This is a genomic window from Mycobacterium heidelbergense, assembly GCF_050205645.1.
GTDB lineage: Bacteria > Actinomycetota > Actinomycetes > Mycobacteriales > Mycobacteriaceae > Mycobacterium > Mycobacterium heidelbergense_A.
In genome coordinates, this window is record NZ_JBNMQT010000001.1 from 355,309 (window position 1) to 369,966 (window position 14,658).

The window sequence follows — 14,658 nt, forward strand, 5'->3', positions numbered from 1 at the left end:
ACCAAGGCGCTCGAACATGCCACAAAGCTATGGAATAGCACCGACAAAATTTGCCATCCGACGCTGACCCCCGGTCCTGAACCCCCGAGAGCTAATGCGGTTGCTCCCATCGGGGACAATGGACCCTGTGACTGCCACGCCGCAACCCGTGCTGGCCCGCATTGACCTGCGGGGCGCGGAGTTGACGGCTGCCCGCTTGCGGGCAGCGCTGCCGCGCGGCGGCGCCGACGTGGACACGGTGCTGGCTCAGGTGCGCCCGATCGTGCAGGCCGTCGCCGAGCGCGGGGCCGAGGCGGCCCTGGAATTCGGGGCGAAGTTCGACGGCGTACGGCCCGCGGCCGTGCGGGTGCCCGAGGAGGCGCTGCGGGCGGCGGAGGACGGACTCGACGCCGGCGTCCGGGACGCGCTGCGGGTGATGATCGAGCGGACCCGCGCCGTGCACGCCGATCAGCGCCGCACCGACGTCATCACCACGCTCGGCCCGGGCGCCACCGTCACCGAGCGGTGGGTCCCCGTCGATCGGGTGGGCCTCTACGTGCCCGGTGGCAACGCCGTCTACCCGTCCAGCGTGGTGATGAACGTTGTGCCCGCTCAGGCCGCCGGTGTCGACTCGCTGGTGGTGGCCAGCCCGCCGCAGGCCCGCTCGCAGGGCCAGTTCGAAGGCCTGCCGCACCCGACGATCCTGGCCGCCGCCCGCCTGCTGGGGGTCGACGAGGTCTGGGCCGTGGGCGGTGCGCAGGCGGTGGCCCTGCTGGCCTACGGCGGCACCGACACCGACGGCGCCGAGCTGGCGCCGGTCGACATGATCACCGGGCCGGGCAACATCTATGTCACGGCCGCGAAGCGGCTGTGCCGCTCGCGCGTGGGCATCGACGCCGAAGCCGGGCCGACCGAGATCGCCATCCTCGCCGACAACACCGCCGACCCGGCACACCTGGCCGCAGACCTGATCAGCCAGGCCGAACACGACGAGATGGCGGGCAGTGTGCTGGTCACCCCGAGCGAGGACCTGGCCGAGGCCACCGACACCGAGGTGGCGGCCCAGCTGCGGACCACGGTGCATCGCGAACGAGTGACGGCCGCACTGAGCGGACGTCAGTCCGGGATCATCTTGGTCGACGACCTGGACGCCGGGGTCAAGGTGGTCAACGCCTACGCCGCCGAACACCTGGAGATCCAGACCGCCGACGCGCCGCGGATTGCCAGCCAAATACGTTCGGCCGGAGCCATTTTCGTCGGCCCGTACTCGCCGGTGAGCCTCGGCGACTACTGCGCGGGATCGAATCACGTGCTGCCGACGGGCGGTAGCGCGCGGCATTCCAGCGGCCTGTCGGTGCAGACGTTCCTGCGCGGCATCCACGTCGTCGATTACACAGAGGCGGCCCTCAAGGACGTCTCGGGGCACGTGGTGACGCTGGCGAAGGCCGAGGACCTGCCCGCGCACGGCGAGGCGGTACGGCGGAGGTTCGAGCGATGACGGCGCACGAGCCCACGCTGGACGACCTGCCGCTGCGTGACGACCTGCGCGGCAAATCGCCCTATGGCGCACCGCAATTGGCGGTTCCGGTGCGGCTGAACACCAACGAGAACCCGCACCCGCCGACGCAAGCGCTCGTCGACGACGTGGTGCGGTCGGTGGCCGAGGCGGCCGCCGGGCTGCACCGCTACCCCGATCGCGACGCGGTGGCCCTGCGCCAGGATCTGGCCGGCTACCTCAGTGCGCAGACCGGTGTCTCGCTGGCCACCGAAAACCTCTGGGCCGCCAATGGTTCCAACGAGATCCTGCAGCAGCTGCTGCAGGCGTTCGGCGGGCCGGGGCGCAGCGCCATCGGATTCGTGCCGTCGTATTCGATGCACCCGATCATCTCCGACGGCACTCACACCGAATGGCTGGAAGCGGTCCGCGCGGACGACTTCAGCCTCGACGTCGAGGCGGCCGTTGGCGCCATCACCGAACGCCGGCCCGATGTGGTCTTCATCGCCAGCCCGAACAACCCTTCCGGACAGAGCGTTTCGCTGGCGGATCTGCGGCGGCTGCTCGACGTGGTGCCGGGGATCCTGATCGTCGACGAGGCGTACGGGGAATTCTCGTCGCAGCCCAGCGCCGTGTCGCTGGTCGAGGAATACCCGACCCGGCTCGTCGTTACCCGCACCATGAGCAAGGCGTTCGCCTTCGCCGGCGGCAGGCTCGGCTATCTGATCGCCACCCCGGCGCTGATCGACGCGATGCTGCTGGTGCGGCTGCCGTATCACCTGTCGTCGCTCACGCAGGCCGCGGCGCGGGCCGCGCTGCGCCACGCCGACGACACGCTGGGCAGTGTGGCCACCCTCGCCGCCGAACGCGACCGCGTCGCAACGGCCTTGACCGCCATGGGCTTTCGAGTGATCCCCAGCGACGCGAACTTCGTGCTGTTCGGACGGTTCGCCGACGCGCCGGCCACCTGGCAGCGCTACCTGGACGCCGGCATCCTGATCCGCGATGTCGGGATTCCGGGGTACCTGCGCGTCACCACGGGACTGGCCGACGAGAACGATGCGTTCCTGCGAGCCAGCGCCCAGCTCGCCACCACCGAACTGGCTCCAGCCACCCCCAGCCCCGTAGGAGCACCGTGACAACCTCCCCGATAACCACAGCGACCCGCCGTGCGCGTATCGAACGTCGCACCAAGGAAACCGACATCGTCGTCGAACTCGACCTCGACGGCACCGGGCAGGTACACGTCGACACCGGTGTGCCGTTCTACGACCACATGCTCGCGTCCCTGGGCACGCATGCCAGCTTCGACCTGACCGTGCGCACCAAGGGCGACGTCGAGATTGAGGCGCACCACACCATCGAGGACACCGCGATCGCCCTGGGTCAGGCACTCGGGCAGGCCCTCGGCGACAAGAAGGGCATCCGCCGGTTCGGCGACGCCTTCATCCCGATGGACGAGACGCTGGCCCACGCCGCCGTCGACGTGTCAGGGCGGCCCTACTGCGTGCACACCGGCGAGCCGGATCACCTGCAGCACACCACGATTACCGGCAGCGCGGTGCCCTACCACACCGTCGTGAACCGGCACGTGTTCGAGACGCTTGCCTCCAACGCCCGTATCGCGCTGCACGTGCGCGTCCTCTACGGGCGCGACCCGCACCACATCACCGAAGCCCAGTACAAGGCGGTGGCCCGCGCGTTGCGTCAGGCGGTCGAGCCCGACCCCCGCGTGTCCGGGGTGCCGTCCACCAAAGGTGTTCTGTGACAACACGATCGGTCGTGGTACTGGACTACGGCTCAGGTAATCTGCGGTCGGCCCAGCGTGCGCTGCAGCGGGTCGGCGCCGACGTCGAGGTGACCGCCGACGCGCGCGCCGCGGCGGCCGCCGACGGACTGGTGGTGCCGGGCGTCGGCGCTTTCGAAGCCTGCATGACCGGACTGCGCAAGATCGCGGGGGAGCGGATCATCGCCGAACGCGTCGCGGCCGGACGCCCGGTGCTGGGGGTCTGTGTCGGCATGCAGATCCTGTTCGCCCGCGGGGTCGAATTCGGCGTGGAGACCACAGGCTGCGGGCAGTGGCCCGGGGCCGTCACCCGGCTGGAGGCCCCGGTGATCCCGCACATGGGCTGGAACGTGGTGAAGGCCGGACCGGGCAGCGTGCTGTTCGACGGTCTGGACGCGGGCGCCCGCTTCTACTTCGTGCACTCCTATGCGGCGCAGTCCTGGGAGGGCTCCCCGGATGCGGTGCTGACGTGGGCCACCCATCAGGTGCCGTTTTTGGCCGCCGTCGAGGAAGGGCCGTTGGCCGCCACCCAATTCCACCCGGAAAAGAGCGGGGATGCCGGTGCGGCCGTGCTGAGCAACTGGGTCGAGGGACTGTAAAAGATGCCGCTGATTTTGTTACCCGCCGTCGATGTGGTCGAGGGTCGCGCCGTGCGCCTGGTCCAGGGCAAGGCCGGCAGCGAAACCGAGTACGGCTCCGCGCTGGATGCCGCCCTGGGTTGGCAGCGTGACGGCGCCGACTGGATCCATCTGGTGGACCTGGACGCCGCGTTCGGCCGCGGCTCCAATCGCGAACTCCTCGCCGAGGTAGTGGGCAAGCTCGACGTCCAGGTGGAGCTGTCCGGCGGTATCCGCGACGACGACTCGCTGGCCGCGGCGCTGGCCACCGGCTGCGCCCGGGTCAACTTGGGCACCGCGGCGCTGGAGAACCCGCAGTGGTGTGCGCGGGCGATCGCCGAGCACGGCGACAAAGTCGCCGTCGGCCTGGACGTACAGATCACCGACGGCGAGCACCGGTTGCGCGGGCGCGGCTGGGAAACCGACGGCGGCGACCTGTGGGATGTGCTGGAACGCCTTGACGGCGAGGGATGTTCGCGGTTCGTCGTCACCGATGTCACGAAGGACGGCACGCTGGGCGGCCCCAATATCGACCTGCTGGCCGCCGTCACCGATCGCACCGAAACGCCGGTGATCGCCTCGGGCGGCGTGTCCAGCCTCGACGACCTGCGCGCCATCGCCACCCTCACCGGCCGCGGGGTCGAGGGCGCCATCGTCGGAAAGGCCCTCTACGCGGGGCGGTTCACGCTGCCGCAGGCGCTGGCCGCGGTGCGGGAGTAGCGCCTTGGATTTGGACGCGCTCGTCGAAAAGGCGTCGGCGATCCTGGACGCGGCGGTGCCGCCGTTCTTGGAGGGTCACCGCGCCGATTCCGCGGTCGCCAAGAAGGGCAACGACTTTGCCACCGAAGTCGACCTCGCCATCGAACGCCAGGTCGTCGCCGCCCTGGAAGATGCCACCGGAATCGGGGTGCACGGCGAGGAATTCGGCGGCACGGCCGTCGACTCGCCGTGGGTGTGGGTGTTGGATCCGGTCGACGGCACGTTCAACTACGCCGCCGGATCGCCGATGGCCGCGATCCTGTTGGGCCTGCTGCACGAGGGCGAGCCGGTCGCCGGGCTGACCTGGGTGCCGTTCACGAATGACCGCTACACCGCGATAGCGGGCGGGCCGTTGGTGAAAAACGGTGTCCCGCAGCCGCCGCTGGCTCATACCGACCTGGGCGACGCGCTCGTCGCCGTCGGCACCTTCAGCGTCGACTCGCGCGGCCGGTTCCCGGGGCGTTATCGGCTGGCGGTGCTGGAGACGCTCAGCCGGGTGTCGTCACGGTTGCGCATGCACGGGTCGACCGGCATCGATCTCGTCTACGTCGCCGACGGAATACTCGGCGCCGCAATAACTTTCGGCGGTCACGTGTGGGACCATGCGGCGGGGGTCGCGCAGGTACGGGCGGCGGGCGGCATCGTCACCAACCTGGCCGGCGAACCGTGGACCCCGGCGGCGCGGTCGGTGCTGGCCGCGGCGCCCGGCGCGCACGCCGAGATTCTCGAGATCCTGCGCAGCATCGGCGAACCGGAGGACTACTGACATGTACGCGGATACCGGGCTGGCCGTGCGCGTGATCCCGTGCCTGGACGTCGACGACGGGCGAGTGGTCAAGGGTGTCAATTTCGCCAACCTCCGCGACGCGGGCGATCCGGTGGAGCTCGCGGCGGCCTACGACGCCGAGGGCGCCGACGAGCTGACCTTTCTGGACGTGACCGCTTCGTCGTCGGGACGGACGACGATGTTGGAGGTGGTGCGCCGCACCGCCGAGCAGGTGTTCATCCCGCTGACGGTCGGCGGCGGGGTGCGCACGGTGGCCGACGTCGACGTGTTGCTGCGCGCCGGGGCCGACAAGGTCTCGGTCAACACCGCCGCCATCGCCCGCCCGGACCTGCTGGCGGAGATGGCGCGCCAGTTCGGGTCTCAGTGCATCGTGTTGTCGGTCGACGCCCGCACGGTGCCCGCGGGATCGGCGCCGACACCGTCGGGTTGGGAGGTCACCACGCATGGCGGTCGTCGCGGCACCGGGATCGACGCCGTCGAATGGGCGGCCCGCGGCGCCGAACTCGGGGTGGGGGAGATCCTGCTGAACTCGATGGACGCCGATGGCACCAAAGCCGGCTTCGACCTGCCCATGCTGCGCGCCGTGCGCGCGGCCGTCACGGTGCCCGTGATCGCCAGCGGCGGCGCCGGCGCCGTCGAACACTTCGCGCCCGCGGTTGCCGCCGGCGCCGATGCGGTGTTGGCGGCCAGCGTGTTTCACTTCCGCGAGCTGACCATCGGACAGGTGAAGGCCGCGATGGTCGCAGAGGGGATCGCCGTGCGATGACGCTCGACCCGAAGATCGCTGCGCGGCTGAAGCGCAACGCCGAGGGACTAGTCACCGCCGTCGTGCAGGAGCGCGGCAGCGGCGACGTGCTGATGGTCGCCTGGATGGACGACGAGGCGCTGGCCCGCACCCTGGAAACCCGTGAGGCCACGTATTTTTCGCGATCCCGCGGCGAACAGTGGATCAAGGGCGCGACCTCCGGCCACACCCAGCACGTCCACTCGGTGCGGCTGGACTGCGACGGCGACACCGTGCTGCTGACCGTCGACCAGGTCGGCGGGGCCTGCCACACCGGCGATCACAGCTGTTTCGACGCCGACGTGCTGCTGGCACCCGAGGGCTAGCCGGGCGCTAGCTGGGCGCGACGTCCAACCCGTTGGCGGCCGCTATCGCCGCGCGGGCCCATTCGTGGCGGAAGACGGCCGGGGAGATCCGGTCGCGGCGGATGAGCTCGACGTCGATGGCCTTTCCGGTGAGCACCGCATTCGGCACCCGGAACGAGAACGCGGTTTCATCGGTGGCGATGGCGAGAATCGCATCGGCGTCGGTGAAACCGTTGGCGCGCATGGTGTCCTCGGCCCACCGCATCGGCTTGAGGCCGCCGAAATTCCTGACATAGACCACCCACAGCCGGGTGCCGCGACCGTCGTAGAGCCTGGTGAGCGCCCGCTGCACGGCGTCGGACTCGAGGGGGCCGAGCACACCCGATTGGTCGGTGAGTTGGCTGGTGAGCTTGATCGTCGCGGTCGCGGGGGCGGTGCTGACGGCCGGCGGCGCCACGGAACGCGAAGCGGCGCCGCGGGCCGATTGGCCCGATTTGCCGTGCAGCATCTGGACGCCCACCACCACCGCGATCGCGACCACCGCGACGGCGACCAGCGCCGCCACCCAGGCGCCCAGCCGCCGACCCCGCACCGCTTGCGGCGCTTCTCGACGGGGCGCTGCGATCACTTCCGTCGGTGCGGCAATGACTTCCGTGCGGCCCGCCGCCTCGGCGCCGGTGTTCAACTGGCTGCCGAGCGCCGCCGCGAAATCGGCGCACGTCGCGTAACGGTCATCGGGTTTTTTCGCGAGCGCTTTGGCCAGCGCGCCGTCGAGGTCGGCCAGTTCGGGTCGGCGCTCGCTGACGTGCGGCGGCGGGGTGGACAAATGTTGGGTGATGACGACCGCGGGGTTGGAATGGTGAAACGGGGCGGAGCCGGTCAGCAGGTTGAAGGCGGTGCAGCCCAGCGCGTATTGGTCGGCCCGGCCGTCTAGATCCGCACCCTGCAGTTGCTCCGGCGCGCAGTAGGCGGTGGTCCCCACCAGCATGTTGGTTGCGGTCAGGCCGCTGATCTCGCCCAGTTCACGGGCGATGCCGAAATCGGCGAGCAGGATCCGCCGGCGGGGCCCGGTCTCGGTCAGCAGGATGTTGGAGGGCTTGACGTCGCGATGCAGCAGCCCGCGCGAGTGGGCGTAGTCGAGCGCGTCGGCGACCGCCGAAATGATCTCGAGGACTTGCGTTTTCGGCATTCCCGACGGGTGCTGGGTGCGCAGCAGCTCCGCAGCATCGGTGCCCTCCACGTAGTCCATCGAGATCCACAGTTGGCCTTGGTATTCGCCGCGGTCGTGGATGCCGACGATGTGCTCGTGGTACAGGTTCGCGGCCAGGTCGGCCTCGCGGTTGAAGCGCTGGCGGAATTCGTCGTTCGCGGTCAGTTCACGGGGCAGGATCTTCAGCGCGTCGCGGCGGGGCAACCGCGGGTGCTGCGCCAGATACACCTGGCCCATGCCGCCGGCCCCGAGCCGCCGAACGATCGTGTAGCCGGCGAACACCTCGCCCTCGGCTAAGCCATCGCTTTGCGGCATGTGAGCATGCTACTGAGATTTCGAAACATCGACGGGAAGGACTTGCCCGTGGTGCACCGGCCCGCGCTGTATCGACCAAAACCGCCCCTGGCCGAGTACGTCGAATTGTTCGGGCACTGGCGACACAGCGGGTCCACCTACCGAAGCCGCGCGCTGCCGCGCGGCGCGGCCACCATCATCTTCGATGTCGGCCGGCGGCAGCGGCTGGACTTCTACACCGTCGACGGCACCCGCTTGGCGGTTCCGCCCGCCATCGTCATCGGAACGCACGGCGCGTCGTACATGACGGACATCGCGGCCGACGAACCGGTTTTCGCGATCCATTTCCGTCCCGGGGGCGCGTTTCCGTTTCTCGGCGTCCCGCAGGGTGACCTGGAGGATGCGCGCGTAGGCCTCGATGAAATCTGGGGGCGCGACGGGCGTGAGCTGCACGAGCGCCTGATCGAGGCCCCGTCGCCGGCCGCCGGTTTCGCCGTTCTCGAGGATTTTCTACTGCAACGCGCGCGATTCAACGTGCGCCGCCACCCGGGTGTCGCCGCCGCGATGGCGGCGATCGAAGCCGATCCTTCCCGCCAGATGGCGGAGATCCGGCGTCTGACGGGGCTGTCGACCAAGCGGATGATCGGGGTGTTTCGTGCCGAGGTAGGCCTGGCGCCCAAGGCGTATGCCCGGGTTCGTCGACTGCAGGCGGCGCTACGCCGACTCGACGCGGGCACGGAGCGTGGCGCGCGCGTCGCGGCAGACACCGGCTATTTCGACCAGGCGCATTTCGTGCGTGAATTCCGGTCGTTCACCGCGATGACGCCGACGCAATACAGGGCTCAGCGGATCGTGTTGCCCAGCCACGTCCCGACGGAACGGCACAAATATCCAAGACGACGGGCGGCGGCGCGCCCATGATCGCAGCATGGACAACACCAAACACGCGGTAGCGGCCACCGGATTGCTCACGGCGGCGATGCGCGCCGAGGAAACCGCGCGCGACGATCGGCTTTTCGCCGACCCGTTCGCCCAACGGCTGGCCGGCGACGACGGCCGGCAGTTACTCGCCGACGCCGTGGCCGCCACCGGGCAGGTCTCGGCCGAAATCATCATCCGCACCCGGTTCTTCGACGACGCGCTCGCTGCCGCGCAGCGCGATGGCCTGTCGCAGGTGGTGATCCTCGCCGCGGGGATGGACGCCCGCGCGTATCGCCTGCCGTGGCGCCCGGCCACCACCGTCTATGAAGTGGACCAGCCGCAGGTCATCGCGACGAAGGAGGAGCGACTGGCCGGCGAGGCGCCCCAGTGCCGCCGGATTGCGGTCGGCGTCGATCTGGCCGACGACTGGCCAAAAGCCTTGCGCTCGAACGGCTTTGACCCGTTGGCGCGCACGGCCTGGCTCGTCGAGGGATTGCTGCAATACATCGACGCCTCGGCCGTCGACACCCTGTTCGCGCGCATCGACGCGCTGTCGGCACCGGGTTCTGTGCTCCTGTACGACGTCGTCGGCCGGACGCTGTTGGAGGCGCCGTTCCTCGAGTCGACCCTGCAGTACATGCGGCAACTGGGCGCTCCGTGGGTATTCGGCACCGACACGCCGGCCGCCCTCGTCGAGGACCGCGGCTGGGCGGCCGTCGTCACCGACGTGGCCGAGCCCGGTAGCAGGTGGCATCGGTGGGAGCACCCCGTCGTACCGCTGGACGTGCCCGGCGTCCCGCGCGGCTACTTTGTGACGGCGACCAAGGCCTGACGCCGCGTTCCCGCGGTGTCGGAAGGCGCCCGCGGCGGACTTCGATGACAATGGCGGGCGATGTTGAAACGCGCGTCGTGGACGGTGGTAGTCCCTGTGGTCGCCGTCGTCGTATTGACGGCAACTTGGGGCGAGCACCTCGGGCCGATATTGATTGCGCTGCAGGCCGTGCTGTTGATCGGTGCGGTGCTGGCCGCGGTCCAGCACGCGGAGGTCGTCGCCGCTCGGGTTGGGGAGCCGTTCGGGTCCTTGGTGCTCGCGGGCGCGGTGACGGTCATCGAGGTGGCCCTCATCGTCGAGCTGATGGCGTCTGGCGGCAACGAGGCGGCCACGCTGGCCCGCGATACGGCGTTCGCCGCGTTCATGATCACCACCAACGGCATCGCGGGGTTGTCGTTGTTGTGGGGTTCCCGTCGGTACGGCGTGACGTTGTTCAACGCCGAGGGCAGCGGGGCCGCGCTGGCCACGGTAACCACCCTGGCGACGCTGAGCCTGGCGATGCCCGCGTTCACCATCAGCCACCCGGGCAAGGAGTTCTCGCCCGGCCAGCTCATCTTCGCCGCGGTCGCCTCGCTGCTGGTGTATCTGCTGTTCGTGTTCACCCAGACCGTTCGGCATCGCGACTTTTTCCTGCCGGTCGCGCAGAAGGGCCAGCAGCGGCTGTTCGAGGAGGACGAGAGCCACGCCGACCCGCCGAGCGCCCGGTCGGCCCTCGTAAGCCTCCTGCTGATGCTCGTCGCCCTGGTTGCGGTGGTCGGCCTAGCCGAACAGGAATCGCCGGCTGTTGAGCGTCTGGTGATGGCCGCGGGATTCCCGCAGACGTTCGTCGGGGTGGTGATCGCGATGCTTGTGCTGCTGCCCGAGACACTCGCGGCGGTGCGTGCGGCGCGGCGGGGCCGTATTCAGACCAGCCTGAACCTGGCCTACGGCTCGGCGATGGCCAGCATCGGGCTCACCATCCCGGTGATTGCGCTGGCGTCGATCTGGCTGAGAGGACCGCTGGTGCTCGGCCTCGCTCCCACCCAACTGGTGATGCTCGCACTGACCGTGGTGATCAGCATGCTGACCGTGGTGCCCGGGCGAGCTACCCGGTTGCAGGGCGAGGTGCATCTGGTGCTGTTCGCGGCTTACCTGTTTTTAGCGATCATCCCGTAAAACCACGGGGCGCAGGCAATCTCGCCGAGCTATGCCGACGACCGGGCCCGCAGCGTCTGCAGCGCCTTGTCGGCGTGGGTTTCCATGCTCAATTCGCTGGAGATCACGTCGAGCAGTGTGCGATCGGTGTCGATGACAAAAGTTGTTCGCTTGACCGGGATCAACTTGCCCAGCAGACCGCGCTTGACGCCGAATTGCCTGGCGACGGTGCCCTCGGTGTCCGAGAGCAATGGATAGTCGAAGTTCTGCGAGTCGGCGAACTTGGCCTGTTTCTGCACGGGATCGACGCTGATGCCGACGCGGTTGGCGCCCACCGCGGCGAACTCCGCCGCCAGGTCGCGGAAGTGACACGCCTCCTTGGTGCAGCCGGGCGTCATCGCCGCCGGGTAAAAGAACAGGACCACGGGTCCGTCGGAGAGCAGCGCGCTGAGCTTGCGTGGCGTGCCCGTCTGATCGGGAAGTTCGAAGTCCGCCACGGTGTCACCAGTTTTCATGGCGTCAGGCTACGCCCGACTGCCCGACTCCTCCTCGGCCCGTTCCCGGGCCGCATCGTCGTCGGGCGGCCCCGGGCTCAGCCGCGTATCTGCGAGGATGGTGCAGTGCACGCCCACCTCGCCGACGCCACCTCCCGAGAGGACTTTCGCCAGCTCGCGGCCGAGCACCGTGTGGTTCCCGTGACCCGCAAGGTCCTGGCCGACGCCGAGACGCCGCTGTCGGCCTACCGCAAACTCGCCGCCGATCGCCCCGGCACGTTCCTGCTGGAATCCGCCGAGAACGGTCGGTCCTGGTCGCGGTGGTCGTTCATCGGCGCCGGATCGCCGTCGGCTCTGACCGTGCGCGACGGCGAGGCCGTGTGGCTTGGCGCGGTCCCGCAGGACGCACCCACCGGGGGCGACCCGCTGGACGCCCTCCAGGCCACCCTCGAGCTGCTGGCGACGGCCTCCCCCCACGAAATCAAGCCGGGCCTGCCGCCGCTGTCGGGCGGCATGGTCGGCTTCTTCGCCTATGACCTGGTGCGGCGCCTGGAGCGGCTGCCCGAGCTGGCCGTAGACGATCTGAAACTCCCGGACATGCTCCTGCTGCTGGCCACCGACCTGGCGGCGGTCGACCACCACGAGGGCACGATCACGCTGATCGCCAACGCGGTGAACTGGAACGGCACCGACGAGCGCGTCGACGAGGCCTACGACGACGCCGTCGCGCGGCTGGATGTGATGACCGCAGCCCTGGGGCAGCCGCTGCCGTCGACGGTCGCCACCTTCAGCCGGCCGGAGCCCCGCCACCGGGCCCAGCGCACCGTCGAGGAATACGGCAAGATCGTCGACTACCTCGTCGAGCAGATCGCGGCCGGCGAAGCCTTTCAGGTGGTGCCTTCGCAACGTTTCGAGATGGACACCGATGTCGATCCGATCGATGTCTACCGCATGCTGCGCGCAACCAACCCCAGCCCGTATATGTATCTGCTGCACGTACCGAATAGCGAAGGGGCGACTGACTTTTCGATCGTCGGGTCCAGTCCGGAGGCGCTGGTCACCGTCATCGAGGGCCGGGCTACGACGCACCCGATCGCCGGTACCCGGTGGCGCGGCCAGAACGACGAAGAGGACCAGCTGCTGGAAAAGGAACTGCTGGCCGACGACAAGGAACGCGCCGAGCATCTGATGCTGGTCGACCTCGGCCGCAACGACCTCGGCCGGGTCTGCACGCCGGGCACCGTGCGGGTCGAGGACTACAGCCACATCGAACGCTATAGCCACGTCATGCACCTGGTGTCGACCGTGACCGGGATGCTGGGCGACGGCCACACCGCCCTGGACGCGGTGACGGCCTGCTTCCCGGCCGGCACGCTGTCGGGCGCGCCGAAAGTGCGGGCCATGGAGCTGATCGAAGAGGTGGAGAAGACGCGCCGCGGTCTCTACGGCGGCGTGGTCGGCTATCTCGACTTCGCCGGCAATGCGGACTTCGCGATCGCGATCCGCACCGCGTTGATGCGCGGCGGCACCGCCTATGTCCAGGCGGGGGGTGGGGTAGTGGCCGACTCCAACGGGCCCTACGAACACACGGAGGCGACCAACAAGGCGCGCGCGGTGCTCAATGCGATCGCCGCTGCCGAGACGCTGATCGCGCCGGACGTGAGCCGCAATGGCTGATGCCCGGCGAGCCCGGCTGACCATCCGGGTGGCCCAGTTGCTGCTGGTCATCGGCGCCGTGGCGCTGTGGGTGGCGTCGCGGCTGCCATGGGTGGTGATCCGCTCGTTCGACGGGCTCGGCCAGCCGAAGGAGGTGAGCCTGCCCGGCGCGTCGTGGTCGACCGCCCTGCTGCCGTTGGCGCTGCTGATGCTCGCGACGGCCGTCGCGGCGCTGGCGGTGCGTGGCTGGCCGCTGCGGGTGCTGGCGGGTCTGCTGGCGGCTGCGAGCCTGGCCGTTGCCTACCTGGGTGTGAGCCTGTGGGTGATCCCGGACGTGGCGGTGCGCGGAGCCGATCTGGCGCACGTCTCGCTGGTGTCGCTGGTGGGAAGCGAACGGCGCTACTGGGGGGCCGCGATCGCGGTGCTGGCGGCGGTGTGCACTCTGGTCGCCGCGGTTTTGCTGATGCGGTCCGCTTCGGTCTTGGGTTCGGACCGTTTGGGCGCAACAAAATATGACTCGCCGGCGACACGTCGTTCAAATGCGCTACGCGGAGACGCTGACTCGGCGATGCTGGAGAAGCCGGAGACGCCGGAGATGTCGGAGCGAATGATCTGGGACGCGCTCGACGAGGGACGCGACCCGACCGATCGGCCCCGCGAGTCCGACACCGAGGGTCGGTGACGGACCGCAAGCCGACGGTCGCTACCCTTCATTGACGTCGTCGAAATCGGCTGTAGACCGTGCGTGACCGTGGGAAGGGAAACGACAGGTATGAGTCCGGCAACCGTGCTTGACTCCATCCTCGAAGGAGTCCGGGCCGACGTTGCCGCGCGCGAAGCGCTTATCAGCCTGTCCGAAATCAAAGAGGCCGCCGCGGCCGCGCCGCCACCGCTCGACGTGATGGCCGCGCTGCGCGAGCCCGGCATCGGTGTCATCGCCGAGGTCAAGCGGGCCAGTCCGTCGGCGGGTTCACTGGCGACCATTGCCGATCCGGCAAAACTGGCCCGTGCCTACGAAGATGGCGGCGCCCGGATCATCAGCGTGCTGACCGAGGAACGGCGTTTCAACGGCTCCCTCGACGACCTCGACGCGGTGCGGGCCGCGGTCTCGATCCCGATATTGCGCAAAGACTTTGTGGTGCAGCCATATCAGATCCATGAGGCGCGGGCGCACGGCGCCGACATGTTGTTACTCATCGTCGCCGCGCTGGATCAGTCCGCGTTGGTGTCGATGTTGGACCGCACCGAATCGCTTGGCATGACGGCGCTCGTCGAAGTGCACACCGAACAAGAAGCCGACCGGGCATTGAAGGCGGGCGCCAACGTGATCGGTGTCAACGCACGCGATCTCGCGACGCTGGAGGTGGACCGGGATTGCTTCGCGCGGATCGCTCCCGGGTTGCCCAGCAACGTAATCAGGATCGCCGAGTCGGGTGTGCGCGGTACCGGAGATCTTTTGGCGTATGCCGGCGCGGGCGCCGACGCCGTCTTGGTCGGTGAGGGGCTGGTCAAAAGCGGCGACCCGCGCGCCGCGGTCGCCGACTTGGTCACCGCGGGAACCCATCCGTCCTGTCCGAAACCGGCTCGCTAGGCGTTGACGAGCAC

Annotated in this window: 16 protein-coding genes; 14 read left to right on the forward strand and 2 right to left on the reverse strand. The window is 69.2% G+C overall.

The window, feature by feature from the left end:
- Positions 1-148 precede the first annotated feature (148 nt).
- Genes hisD through hisI form a run of 8 tightly spaced genes read left to right on the forward strand, consistent with a single transcriptional unit; the run spans position 149 to position 6,533 of the window.
- Entirely contained in the window at positions 149-1,477 is a 1,329-nt protein-coding gene (gene hisD / locus ACQI5H_RS01230; RefSeq protein WP_427077667.1) for a histidinol dehydrogenase, read from the forward strand.
- Complete coding sequence (locus ACQI5H_RS01235) at positions 1,474-2,613, forward strand: histidinol-phosphate transaminase (RefSeq protein WP_427077607.1); 1,140 nt, start codon at positions 1,474-1,476, stop codon at positions 2,611-2,613. Before hisD ends, ACQI5H_RS01235 begins: the two co-directional genes overlap by 4 nt.
- Positions 2,610-3,242: an imidazoleglycerol-phosphate dehydratase HisB gene (gene hisB / locus ACQI5H_RS01240; RefSeq protein ID WP_427077608.1), complete on the forward strand. Its 633-nt coding sequence runs from the start codon at positions 2,610-2,612 to the stop codon at positions 3,240-3,242. Before ACQI5H_RS01235 ends, hisB begins: the two co-directional genes overlap by 4 nt.
- A complete protein-coding gene (gene hisH, locus ACQI5H_RS01245) occupies positions 3,239-3,859 on the forward strand; it encodes an imidazole glycerol phosphate synthase subunit HisH (protein ID WP_427077609.1) in 621 nt (206 codons plus the stop codon). Before hisB ends, hisH begins: the two co-directional genes overlap by 4 nt.
- A gap of 3 nt (positions 3,860-3,862) precedes the next feature.
- The gene (gene priA, locus ACQI5H_RS01250) at positions 3,863-4,597 is read left to right on the forward strand and encodes a bifunctional 1-(5-phosphoribosyl)-5-((5-phosphoribosylamino)methylideneamino)imidazole-4-carboxamide isomerase/phosphoribosylanthranilate isomerase PriA (protein WP_427077610.1); all 735 of its coding nucleotides are present in this window, start codon (positions 3,863-3,865) and stop codon (positions 4,595-4,597) included.
- A gap of 4 nt (positions 4,598-4,601) precedes the next feature.
- Positions 4,602-5,402: an inositol monophosphatase family protein gene (locus ACQI5H_RS01255; RefSeq protein ID WP_427077611.1), complete on the forward strand. Its 801-nt coding sequence runs from the start codon at positions 4,602-4,604 to the stop codon at positions 5,400-5,402.
- A 1-nt stretch (position 5,403) separates the two neighbouring features.
- Positions 5,404-6,189: an imidazole glycerol phosphate synthase subunit HisF gene (gene hisF / locus ACQI5H_RS01260; protein ID WP_427077612.1), complete on the forward strand. Its 786-nt coding sequence runs from the start codon at positions 5,404-5,406 to the stop codon at positions 6,187-6,189.
- On the forward strand, positions 6,186-6,533 hold the full coding sequence (gene hisI / locus ACQI5H_RS01265) for a phosphoribosyl-AMP cyclohydrolase (protein ID WP_427077613.1): 348 nt from the start codon (positions 6,186-6,188) through the stop codon (positions 6,531-6,533). The genes hisF and hisI overlap by 4 nt, the downstream gene beginning before the upstream one ends.
- 7 nt (positions 6,534-6,540) lie before the next feature.
- Here hisI and ACQI5H_RS01270 read toward each other — a convergent pair whose 3' ends face one another.
- Complete coding sequence (locus tag ACQI5H_RS01270; RefSeq protein ID WP_427077614.1) at positions 6,541-8,037, reverse strand: serine/threonine-protein kinase; 1,497 nt, start codon at positions 8,035-8,037, stop codon at positions 6,541-6,543.
- A 6-nt stretch (positions 8,038-8,043) separates the two neighbouring features.
- Between ACQI5H_RS01270 and ACQI5H_RS01275 the strand changes: the two genes are divergently transcribed.
- Genes ACQI5H_RS01275 through ACQI5H_RS01285 form a run of 3 tightly spaced genes read left to right on the forward strand, consistent with a single transcriptional unit; the run spans position 8,044 to position 10,924 of the window.
- Positions 8,044-8,937 (forward strand): helix-turn-helix domain-containing protein, encoded by an 894-nt coding sequence (locus ACQI5H_RS01275; protein WP_427077615.1) that lies wholly within the window; start codon positions 8,044-8,046, stop codon positions 8,935-8,937.
- Between the two features lie 7 nt (positions 8,938-8,944).
- Positions 8,945-9,769, forward strand: a complete 825-nt coding sequence (locus ACQI5H_RS01280; RefSeq protein ID WP_427077616.1) for an SAM-dependent methyltransferase — start codon at positions 8,945-8,947, stop codon at positions 9,767-9,769.
- Between the two features lie 60 nt (positions 9,770-9,829).
- Positions 9,830-10,924 carry a calcium:proton antiporter gene (locus ACQI5H_RS01285; RefSeq protein ID WP_427077617.1) on the forward strand — a complete coding sequence of 365 codons (1,095 nt, stop codon included), beginning with the start codon at positions 9,830-9,832 and terminating at the stop codon, positions 10,922-10,924.
- 29 nt (positions 10,925-10,953) lie between these two features.
- Here ACQI5H_RS01285 and ACQI5H_RS01290 read toward each other — a convergent pair whose 3' ends face one another.
- Entirely contained in the window at positions 10,954-11,418 is a 465-nt protein-coding gene (locus ACQI5H_RS01290) for a peroxiredoxin (protein WP_427077618.1), read from the reverse strand.
- 105 nt (positions 11,419-11,523) lie between these two features.
- On the opposite strand from ACQI5H_RS01290, the gene ACQI5H_RS01295 reads away from it, so the two are divergent.
- The 3 genes from ACQI5H_RS01295 to trpC all read left to right on the forward strand — a co-directional run bounded on the left by ACQI5H_RS01295 (position 11,524) and on the right by trpC (position 14,644).
- A complete protein-coding gene (locus tag ACQI5H_RS01295; protein WP_427077619.1) occupies positions 11,524-13,074 on the forward strand; it encodes an anthranilate synthase component I in 1,551 nt (516 codons plus the stop codon).
- Positions 13,067-13,735, forward strand: a complete 669-nt coding sequence (locus tag ACQI5H_RS01300) for a TIGR02234 family membrane protein (protein WP_427077620.1) — start codon at positions 13,067-13,069, stop codon at positions 13,733-13,735. Before ACQI5H_RS01295 ends, ACQI5H_RS01300 begins: the two co-directional genes overlap by 8 nt.
- A gap of 90 nt (positions 13,736-13,825) precedes the next feature.
- On the forward strand, positions 13,826-14,644 hold the full coding sequence (gene trpC / locus ACQI5H_RS01305; protein WP_427077621.1) for an indole-3-glycerol phosphate synthase TrpC: 819 nt from the start codon (positions 13,826-13,828) through the stop codon (positions 14,642-14,644).
- Positions 14,645-14,658: the final 14 nt, after the last annotated feature.

Excerpts from the sequence above, each read along its gene's own strand:
- trpC (WP_427077621.1), top strand. The coding sequence starts at position 13,826 with ATGAGTCCGGCAACCGTGCTTGACTCCATCCTCGAAGGAGTCCGGGCC.
- hisF (WP_427077612.1), top strand. The coding sequence starts at position 5,404 with ATGTACGCGGATACCGGGCTGGCCGTGCGCGTGATCCCGTGCCTGGAC.
- ACQI5H_RS01235 (WP_427077607.1), top strand. The coding sequence starts at position 1,474 with ATGACGGCGCACGAGCCCACGCTGGACGACCTGCCGCTGCGTGACGAC.
- ACQI5H_RS01300 (WP_427077620.1), top strand. The coding sequence starts at position 13,067 with ATGGCTGATGCCCGGCGAGCCCGGCTGACCATCCGGGTGGCCCAGTTG.
- ACQI5H_RS01275 (WP_427077615.1), top strand. The coding sequence starts at position 8,044 with ATGCTACTGAGATTTCGAAACATCGACGGGAAGGACTTGCCCGTGGTG.
- priA (WP_427077610.1), top strand. The coding sequence starts at position 3,863 with ATGCCGCTGATTTTGTTACCCGCCGTCGATGTGGTCGAGGGTCGCGCC.
- ACQI5H_RS01290 (WP_427077618.1), bottom strand. The coding sequence starts at position 11,418 with ATGAAAACTGGTGACACCGTGGCGGACTTCGAACTTCCCGATCAGACG.
- hisI (WP_427077613.1), top strand. The coding sequence starts at position 6,186 with ATGACGCTCGACCCGAAGATCGCTGCGCGGCTGAAGCGCAACGCCGAG.
- ACQI5H_RS01285 (WP_427077617.1), top strand. The coding sequence starts at position 9,830 with ATGTTGAAACGCGCGTCGTGGACGGTGGTAGTCCCTGTGGTCGCCGTC.
- ACQI5H_RS01270 (WP_427077614.1), bottom strand. The coding sequence starts at position 8,037 with ATGCCGCAAAGCGATGGCTTAGCCGAGGGCGAGGTGTTCGCCGGCTAC.
- ACQI5H_RS01280 (WP_427077616.1), top strand. The coding sequence starts at position 8,945 with ATGGACAACACCAAACACGCGGTAGCGGCCACCGGATTGCTCACGGCG.